The organism is Pseudonocardia sp., from assembly GCF_050246655.1.
GTDB lineage: Bacteria > Actinomycetota > Actinomycetes > Mycobacteriales > Pseudonocardiaceae > Pseudonocardia.
In genome coordinates this window covers 1-9282 of record NZ_JBFWVQ010000169.1, presented here as the reverse complement: position 1 = coordinate 9282, position 9282 = coordinate 1, and the positions used below count along the sequence as shown (strand labels likewise).

Genomic DNA, 9282 nt, shown 5'->3' with positions numbered 1-9282 from the left:
CCGAACTGGGGCCGGATCGCCGCCGCCGCGGGCTACGCGGACGCCGCACTCGACCCCGATCGGCTCGGCATCGCGGTCAACGGGGTCGTGCTGTGCCGCAAGGGCGTGGCGGCGGGCGACCGCACGGCGGCCGACCTGTCGGGCCCCGAGGTCCTGGTGGAGGTCTCGCTCGGTCTCGGGGAGGCCACGGCGGACATCCGCACCACGGACCTGTCGCACGCGTACGTGGAGGAGAACAGTGCCTACTCCTCCTGAGTCTCCTGCTGAGTCTTCTGCCGGGCCCGCCACGGACGTCGTCGACGGTGCCGCCGCCCGGCTCAAGCGCGCCGGGGAGAAGGCGGCCGTTCTCGCCGAGGCGCTGCCGTGGCTGCAGCGCTTCCACGGCCGGACGGTCGTGATCAAGTACGGCGGGAACGCGATGATCGACGAGGAGCTGAAGGCCGCGTTCGCCCAGGACATGGTCTTCCTGAGGCTCGCGGGCATCCGCCCGGTCGTCGTCCACGGTGGCGGCCCGCAGATCACGGCGATGCTCGCGCGCCTCGGCCTGCCCGCCGAGTTCCGCGGCGGCCTGCGCGTCACCACGCCCGAGACCATCGATGTCGTCCGGATGGTGCTGGTCGGCCAGGTGGGGCGGGAGCTCGTCGGTCTGATCAACCAGCATGGGCCCTACGCCGTGGGCCTCTCGGGTGAGGACGCGGGCCTGTTCACCGTGGAGAAGCGGCCCGCGCTGGTGGACGGGGAGCCGGTCGACCTCGGTCTGGTCGGGGACGTCGTCGACGTCAACCCGGCCGCCGTGCTGGACATCGTCGCCGCCGGGCGAATCCCGGTCGTGGCGGGTGTCGGCCCGGACGTCGACGGCGTCGTCCACAACATCAACGCGGACAGCGCCGCCGCTGCGCTCGCCGCGGCGCTCGATGCGGTGAAGCTCGTGGTCCTCACCGATGTGGCCGGCCTGTACCGCGACTACCCCGACCCGGAGTCGATCGTCAGCGAGCTGACGGCCGACGAGCTGGAGCCGATGCTGCCGACGTTGGAGTCGGGCATGGCGCCGAAGATGGAGGCCTGCCTGCGGGCCGTGCGCGGCGGGGTGCCGCAGGCACACGTGATCGACGGGCGGATCGCCCACTCGGTCCTGCTCGAAGTGTTCACCAGTGAGGGGGTAGGGACCATGGTGGTGCCGTCGTGAGTGGCTACCAGGACCGCTGGCAGGCGGTCATGATGAACAACTACGGCACGCCGCCCACCACGCTGCTGCGCGGCGAAGGCGCCTACGTCTGGGACGCCGACGGCCGCCGCTACCTCGACCTGTACGCGGGCATCGCCGTCAACGCGCTCGGGCACGCGCATCCCGCGGTCGTCGAGGCGGTGAGCGCGCAGATCCGTACGCTCGGTCACACGTCGAACTTCTTCGTCACGGAGCCCGCGCTGGAGCTGGCCGAGCGGCTCGTCGAGATCCTGGATCTCGACGAGCAGGTGGGTCCGGCCCGGGTGCTCTTCGGCAACTCCGGCACCGAGGCGGTCGAGGCCGCCTTCAAGATGGCCCGCCTGACGGGGCGCCTGGACCTGGTCGCCGCGCAGAACGCCTTCCACGGCCGCACGATGGGTGCGCTCGCGCTCACCGGGCAGCCCCCGAAGCGCGAGCCGTTCGAGCCGCTCCCGCCCCGGGTCACCCACGTCCCGTTCGGCGACGTGGACGCGCTGGACGCGGTCGTGGACAGCGCGACCGCCGCCGTCGTCCTCGAGCCGATCATGGGAGAGGCCGGCGTGATCGTGCCGCCGCCCGGCTACCTGAAGGCGGCCCGCCGGATCACCGAGGAGCGCGGGGCACTGCTCGTGCTGGACGAGGTGCAGACCGGGATCGGGCGCACCGGTCGATGGTTCGCCCACCAGGACGCGGGGGTCGTCCCGGACGTCCTCACGCTGGCGAAGGGGCTCGGCGGTGGCCTGCCGATCGGGGCGTGCATCGGCATCGGCGCGGCGGCCGACCTGCTCCAGCCCGGCCAGCACGGCACGACGTTCGGGGGCAACCCGATCAGCTGTGCCGCCGCGCTCGCGGTGTTGCGCACGATCGCCGCCGAGGGCCTGCTGGAGCACGCCACGCTCGTCGGCAAGGAGCTCGCGGCGGGCATCGACGGCCTCGGCCATCCGTTGATCGAGGAGGTGAGCAGCGCGGGCCTCATGATCGGCGTCGGGCTGACGGCGCCGGTCGCGCCCGCGGTCGCCGCTGCGGCGAAGGAGGCCGGCTACCTGGTCAACCCGGCCGTCCCGACGCGCATCCGGCTCGTCCCGCCGCTGGTGCTCTCCTCGGAGCAGGCAGCGGATTTCGTCTCCGCGTTTCCGGCGATCCTGGACTCGCTGGCAGGTGCTCCCACATGACCCGCCATTTCCTGAGGGACGACGACCTCACCCCGGACGAGCAGCTCGAGATCCTGCGGCTCGCGGACGAGGTCAAGGTGGCCCCGTTCGCCCACCGCCCGCTGGCCGGGCCGCAGGCGGTGGCGGTGTTGTTCGACAAGCCGTCCACCCGCACCCGGCTGTCGTTCGAGACGGGCATCGCCCAGCTCGGCGGCCAGCCGCTCATCGTGGACGCGCGGGCGAGCCAGCTCGGCCGTGGCGAGACGATCGCGGACACCGCCCGGGTGATGTCGCGATACGTGTCGGCGATCGTCTGGCGCACCGGCGACCAGTCGCGGATCGGCGAGATGGCGTCGGCGGCCACGGTGCCGGTGATCAACGCGCTCACCGACCAGTTCCACCCGTGCCAGGTGCTCGCCGACCTGCAGACCGTCCGCGAGCGGCACGGCCGCCTCGCCGGCCTCACCCTCACCTACCTCGGGGACGGCGCGAACAACATGGCCCACTCGCTGTTGCTGGGTGGTGCCACCGCGGGCCTGCACGTCCGGATCGCGGCGCCCGAGGGCTTCGCCCCCGATTCGGCGATCCTGCGCGACGCCAAGAACCGGGCGTCGGACACCGGTGGTGGCGTGGAGGTGGTGAGCGATGCGCACGCCGCTGCGGACGGCGCGGACGTGCTCGTCACGGACACCTGGACGTCGATGGGCCAGGAGTCGGACGGCCACGACCGGGCCTCGGTGTTCCGCCCCTACCGCGTCGACGCCGCGCTCCTCTCCCGCGCCGCGCCGGGCGCGATCGTCCTGCACTGCCTGCCCGCACACCGGGGGGACGAGATCACCGACGAGGTGATGGACGGACCGGCGAGTGCGATCTGGGACGAGGCCGAGAACCGGCTCCACGCGCAGAAGGCGCTGCTCACCTGGTTGCTGCGGCGATGACGCAGCCGGACGTCGGGAACCGGGGCGCGGACGGCCGGCGGGCACCCGCGGCGCGCCGGGCCCGGATCGTCGACCTGGTGGCGTCGCGGCCCGTGCACAGCCAGGCCGAGCTGCTGGACCTCCTGGAGGCAGACGGCATCGACATCACGCAGGCCACCCTGTCGCGCGATCTGGACGAGCTGGGTGCGGTGAAGCTGCGCGGTCCGGAGGGGCCGGTCTACGTGATCCCGTCGGAGGGCGTGTACACCCTGCCCGCCGAGGATCCGGTCCGCCGGCACGGCGGGGGCCCCGCCCGCCTGGCGCGGGTGCTCGGCGAGATGCTGCTCTCGGCCGAGGGCAGCGGCAACCTGGCGGTCCTGCGGGTCCCCGCGGGTGCCGCCCAGTACGTGGCCGGGGTCCTCGACCGCTCCGGCCTGCACGACGTCCTCGGCACGATCGCCGGGGACGACACGATCCTGGTGGTGGCGCGGGAGCCGCTCACCGGTGCCGAGCTCGCCTCGCGGCTGCGCGATCTGTAGAAGCGTCGCCTGCCGCGTCTCGACCAGAAGGAGAAGCAATGGAACGGGTGGTACTGGCCTACTCCGGTGGGCTCGACACCTCGGTGGGCATCGGCTGGATCGCCGAGGAGACCGGGGCGGAGGTCGTCGCGGTCGCGGTGGACGTCGGCCAGGGTGGCGAGGACCTCGAGGAGATCCGCAAACGGGCGCTGGCCTGCGGGGCCGTGGAGGCCGTCGTCGCGGACGCGCGCGACGAGTACGCCGAGCAGTACTGCCTGCCCGCGCTGCAGGCCAACGCGCTCTACATGGAGCGCTACCCGCTCGTGTCGGCGCTCTCCCGGCCGTTGATCGTCAAGCACCTGGTCGAGGCCGCGAAGTACCACGGCGCCTCCACGGTCGCGCACGGCTGCACGGGAAAGGGCAACGACCAGGTGCGCTTCGAGGTCGGCATCGGCGCGCTCGCCCCGGAGCTGGACGTCATCGCCCCCGTCCGGGACTTCGCGTGGACACGCGAGAAGGCGATCGCCTGGGCGGAGGAGCGCCAGCTGCCCATCGACGTCACGAAGCGCTCGCCGTACTCGATCGACCAGAACGTCTGGGGCCGCGCGGTCGAGACGGGCTTCCTCGAGGACATCTGGAACTCGCCCATCGAGGACGTCTACTCCTACACGTCGGACCCGGCCGTGCCGCGGCCCGCCGACGAGGTGGTCCTCCGCTTCGAACGCGGCGTGCCGGTGGCGATCGACGGTCAGCAGGTCAGCGTCCTCGGCGCGATCCAGGAGCTCAACGCCCGCGCCGGCGCGCAGGGCGTCGGGCGGCTGGACATGGTCGAGGACCGCCTGGTGGGCATCAAGAGCCGCGAGGTGTACGAGGCACCCGGCGCGATCGCGCTGGTCACGGCCCACCAGGAGCTGGAGAACGTCACCGTCGAGCGCGACCTCGCCCGCTTCAAGCGGACCGTCGAGCAGCGGTGGGCCGAGCTGGTGTACGACGGCCTGTGGTTCTCCCCGCTGAAGTCCGCGCTGGACGCGTTCATCGCCGAGACCCAGGCCCATGTCACCGGGGAGATCCGGATGACGCTGCACGGCGGGCGCGCCGTCGTCACGGGGCGCCGCTCGGAGGCGTCGCTCTACGACTTCCACCTCGCCACCTACGACGAGGGCGACGTGTTCGACCAGTCGCTCGCGAAGGGATTCGTGCAGCTCTGGGGCCTGCCGAGCAAGATCGCCGCGCGCCGCGACCAGCGCGTGCGGGGCTCGGGTGTCTGACGGTTAGCCTGCCTGGCATGTCTGGTCTCTGGGGCGGCCGCTTCACCGGCGGGCCGTCGGACGCGCTCGCCGCGCTGTCGGTGTCCACCCACTTCGACTGGCGGCTGGCGCCGTACGACGTGCGCGGCTCCCAGGCCCACGCCCGGGTCCTGCACCGGGCCGGCCTGCTGTCCGACGACGAGCTGTCGCTGATGCTGGACGCCCTGGAGAAGCTCGCCGCGGACGTGGCGTCCGGCGCGTTCGGCCCCGTGTCGGACGATGAGGACGTCCACTCCGCACTGGAGCGCGGGCTGATCGAGCGCGCCGGGCCGGAGCTGGGCGGCAAGCTGCGGGCGGGCCGGTCGCGCAACGACCAGGTGGCGACGCTGTTCCGCATGTGGCTGCGGGACGCGGCACGCCGGGTCGGTGCCGGGGTGCTGGACGTCGTGGACGCGCTCGTCGCCCAGGCGCAGGCGCACCCGGACGCCCCGATGCCGGGCCGCACCCACCTGCAGCATGCCCAGCCGGTGCTCCTCGCCCACCATCTCGCGGCCCACGCGCACGCACTGCTGCGCGACGTCGACCGGCTGCAGGACTGGGACCGGCGCGCGGCGGTGTCGCCGTACGGGTCCGGGGCGCTCGCCGGCTCCTCGCTCGGGCTCGACCCGGAGGCGGTGGCCGCGGAGCTGGGCTTCGCCGGCAGCGTCGAGAACTCGATCGACGGCACGGCCGCCCGGGACTTCGCGGCGGAGGTGGCGTTCGTGCTGGCGATGATCGCCGTCGACCTCTCCCGCATCGCCGAGGAGGTGATCCTCTGGGCGACCGCCGAGTTCGGCTACGTCACGCTCGACGACGCCTTTTCCACCGGCAGCTCGATCATGCCGCAGAAGAAGAACCCGGACGTCGCGGAGCTCGCGCGCGGCAAGGCCGGGCGGTTGATCGGCAACCTGTCGGGGTTGCTGGCCACGCTCAAGGGCCTGCCGCTGGCGTACAACCGCGACCTGCAGGAGGACAAGGAGCCGCTGTTCGACTCCGTCGAGCAGCTCGACCTCCTGCTCCCCGCGATGGCCGGCATGGTCGGCACGCTCACCTTCCACACGCGGCGCCTGGCCGAGCTGGCCCCGGCCGGGTTCACCCTGGCGACGGACGTCGCCGAGTGGCTGGTCCGGCAGGGGGTGCCGTTCCGGGTGGCGCACGAGGCCGCCGGCGGCTGCGTCCGGGCGGCCGAGGCCCGCGGCGTCGGCCTGGAAGGGCTCACGGACTCCGAGCTCGCGGCCGTCCACCCGGCGCTCACCCCGGCTGTCCGCGAGGTGCTCACGGTCGAGGGATCGATCGCGTCCCGGGACGCCCGCGGCGGGACGGCCGGTCCACGGGTGGCCGAGCAGCTCACGGCCCTGCGCGCGAGCGTGGCGGCGGCCAGGGCGTGGCTGGCGCAGTGACCCGTGCAGTGACTCCTCCCACGGCGATCCGTCCCGCGCCGAGGTGCGGATGACCGGCGCGCTGCTCGGACGTGCCGAGCTGGCGGTCGACGTCGTCGATGCGGCCGTCCGGCTCCTCGGGTGCGTTGTGGAATCGGACACACCACAGGGCCCCGTGGCGGTGCGGCTCGTCGAGGTCGAGGCGTACCGGGGAGCGGACGATCCGGCGTCGCACAGCTTCCGCGGCCGCACCCCGCGCAACGCCGTGATGTTCGGGGCACCCGGCCACCTCTACGTGTACTTCGTCTACGGCATGCACTTCTGCGCCAACGTGTCGTGCCAGCCGGACGGTGAGGCCGCCGCCGTCCTGTTGCGGGCGGGGGAGGTGGTGTCGGACCCGCTCGTCGCGCGGATCCGCCGGCCCAGCGCACGCCGGGACGCCGAGCTGGCCCGTGGCCCTGCGCGGCTGGCGTCGTTGCTCGGGTTGGGCCGGGAGCACAACGGAGTGGACGTCACGTCCGCGGAGTCACCCGTCCGCCTGCGGGCGGCGGAGCCGGTCGATCCCGCGCTCGTGCGCGCGGGCCCGCGCGTCGGTGTCGCGACGGCGGCCGACACGCCGTGGCGGTTCTGGATCGACGGGTCACCTGCCGTGAGCAGCTACCGCCCCGGAACTCGCGTGACGCGTGGGACACAATCGGCCGGGTGAGCACCAGCGACATCCTCGACGAGCTCGACTGGCGCGGCCTGGTCGCGCAGACCACCGACCGCGAGGCCCTGCGCCGCGACCTGTCCGGTCCCGAACCCCTCACGCTGTACTGCGGGTTCGACCCGACGGCGCCCAGCCTGCACGCCGGCAACCTCGTCCCGCTGCTCACCCTGCGGCGCTTCCAGCAGGCGGGTGCGCGGCCGATCGTCCTCGCCGGGGGCGCGACCGGGATGATCGGCGACCCGCGTGACGTCGGTGAGCGCTCGCTGCAGAGTGTCGAGACGGTCCAAGCCTGGGCGGAGCGGATCCGTGGGCAGCTCGAGCGGTTCGTCCAGTTCGACTCCTCGCCCACCGGCGCGCTCGTGGTGGACAACCTGGAGTGGACGGGTCGGCAGACGGTCCTGGACTTCCTTCGCGATGTCGGGAAGCACTTCTCCGTCAACGTGATGCTCGGCCGGGAGACCGTGAAGCGGCGCCTGGCTGCGGACGGGATGTCCTACACCGAGTTCAGCTACCTGCTCCTGCAGAGCCAGGACTACCTGCACCTGTTCCGCCGCCTCGGCTGCCGGCTGCAGATCGGCGGGTCGGACCAGTGGGGCAACATCGTCGGCGGGGTCGAGCTGGTGCGTCGCGTCGAGGGCCAGACCGTGCACGCACTCACCACCCCGCTCGTCACCGACGCGGACGGCCGGAAGTTCGGCAAGTCCACCGGCGGGGGGAACATCTGGCTCGATCCGGCGATGACCTCGCCCTACGCCTGGTACCAGTACTTCGTCAACGTCGCGGACGCGGACGTCGGGCGCTACCTGCGGCTGTTCACCTTCCTCACCGCCGACGAGATCGCCGACCTGGAGAAGGAGGTCGCCGAACGGCCCCATCTGCGCGCCGGACAGCAACGTTTGGCCGCCGAGCTCACCACGCTCGTCCACGGCGAACGGCAGACGGAGCAGGTGGTCACGGCGAGCCGCGCGCTGTTCGGGCGCGCCGAGCTGCGCGAGCTCGACGGCGCGACGCTCGATGCGGCCCTCGCCGAGGTGCCGACCGCCACCGTCCGGCTCGGCGACGGGCCGTCGATCGTCGACGTGCTCGTCGCATCCGGGCTGAGCGAGAGCCGTGGTGCCGCTCGCCGGACGGTCGGTGAGGGCGGTGCCTACGTGAACAACACGAAGATCACCGATGAGGGCTGGGTCCCGGCTGAGGGGGACCTCCTCGCCGGCGGCTGGCTCGTCCTTCGCCGGGGCAAGCGCAACCTCGCCGGGATCCGGGTGTCGTAGGCCGGCGTCCGCCTCCGGCCGCGACAGAGCGTCTGACCTGCAACGACAGTGAGTAGGCGACCCCCGTTCCTGGCCGGTTCGACGGGGTGTGTAACTTTCTCCCCGTCGCCACGGCGGCCCCCACACGAACCGGCTCGGCCGGGAGGGAAGCGGGCCCCGGATCACGGCGAACACCCGGGAACGGAACACCGCCGGAAGGCGTTGTACGGTCCTGGGCGGTCCGGGAAGCCGCGAGGTGTCCCGGGCCGGGTAGGACCCCCGGGATCTCCCGCACCGAGAGGTGCTGTAGGGTTCCCACCGGCTCGAAGGGGCTTGACCAAGTCCCCAAGGCCATGTAAGTTAGGGCAGTTGCCCCGGATCGGCCCGAAGAGGGCCGTGGTGGTGTGCGGGTGTCTTTTGAGAACTCAACAGTGTGTCGAGCTTTGACTGCATCGGCTGTGGTTTTGTGGCTGTGGTTGGTGTGGTTTTTGCGGATTGGTTTTGTGCCAGTTTGTTTTTTCCCTCGGGCTTGTGTGTCTGGGGGGTTTGTTTGGCCAGGTTTTGTTGGAGAGTTTGATCCTGGCTCAGGACGAACGCTGGCGGCGTGCTTAACACATGCAAGTCGAGCGGTAAGGCCCTTTTGGGGGTACACGAGCGGCGAACGGGTGAGTAACACGTGGGTGACCTGCCCCTTACTCTGGGATAAGCCTGGGAAACTGGGTCTAATACCGGATATGACTTCCTGCTGCATGGTGGGTGGTGGAAAGTTTTTTCGGTGGGGGATGGGCCCGCGGCCTATCAGCTTGTTGGTGGGGTGATGGCCTACCAAGGCGACGACGGGTAGCCGGCCTGAGAGGGCGACCGGCCA

General features: G+C 72.0%; 9 protein-coding genes and 1 rRNA gene. All 10 read left to right on the top strand.

Annotation, left to right across the window (positions count from 1 at the left end):
- Nucleotides 1–255: bifunctional ornithine acetyltransferase/N-acetylglutamate synthase (locus AB7J25_RS28855; protein ID WP_428514218.1), on the top strand; the 255-nt coding region annotated here is incomplete at its 5' end.
- On the top strand, nt 239–1186 hold the full coding sequence (gene argB / locus AB7J25_RS28850; RefSeq protein WP_428514216.1) for an acetylglutamate kinase: 948 nt from the start codon (nt 239–241) through the stop codon (nt 1184–1186). The genes AB7J25_RS28855 and argB, both read left to right, overlap by 17 nt.
- Nucleotides 1183–2376, top strand: a complete 1194-nt coding sequence (locus AB7J25_RS28845; protein ID WP_428514214.1) for an acetylornithine transaminase — start codon at nt 1183–1185, stop codon at nt 2374–2376. Before argB ends, AB7J25_RS28845 begins: the two co-directional genes overlap by 4 nt.
- Nucleotides 2373–3293: an ornithine carbamoyltransferase gene (argF, locus tag AB7J25_RS28840; RefSeq protein WP_428514212.1), complete on the top strand. Its 921-nt coding sequence runs from the start codon at nt 2373–2375 to the stop codon at nt 3291–3293. The genes AB7J25_RS28845 and argF overlap by 4 nt, the downstream gene beginning before the upstream one ends.
- On the top strand, nt 3290–3811 hold the full coding sequence (locus tag AB7J25_RS28835) for an arginine repressor (protein ID WP_428514210.1): 522 nt from the start codon (nt 3290–3292) through the stop codon (nt 3809–3811). The genes argF and AB7J25_RS28835 overlap by 4 nt, the downstream gene beginning before the upstream one ends.
- Before the next feature lie 38 nt (nt 3812–3849).
- The gene (locus tag AB7J25_RS28830; RefSeq protein WP_428514208.1) at nt 3850–5058 is read left to right on the top strand and encodes an argininosuccinate synthase; all 1209 of its coding nucleotides are present in this window, start codon (nt 3850–3852) and stop codon (nt 5056–5058) included.
- Between the two features lie 17 nt (nt 5059–5075).
- A complete protein-coding gene (gene argH, locus AB7J25_RS28825) occupies nt 5076–6476 on the top strand; it encodes an argininosuccinate lyase (protein ID WP_428514206.1) in 1401 nt (466 codons plus the stop codon).
- A 49-nt stretch (nt 6477–6525) separates the two neighbouring features.
- Nucleotides 6526–7161 (top strand): DNA-3-methyladenine glycosylase, encoded by a 636-nt coding sequence (locus tag AB7J25_RS28820; protein WP_428514204.1) that lies wholly within the window; start codon nt 6526–6528, stop codon nt 7159–7161.
- Nucleotides 7149–8435: a tyrosine--tRNA ligase gene (gene tyrS / locus AB7J25_RS28815; protein ID WP_428514220.1), complete on the top strand. Its 1287-nt coding sequence runs from the start codon at nt 7149–7151 to the stop codon at nt 8433–8435. The genes AB7J25_RS28820 and tyrS overlap by 13 nt, the downstream gene beginning before the upstream one ends.
- A gap of 540 nt (nt 8436–8975) precedes the next feature.
- Nucleotides 8976–9282, top strand: a 16S ribosomal RNA gene (locus AB7J25_RS28810); the annotation flags it as partial.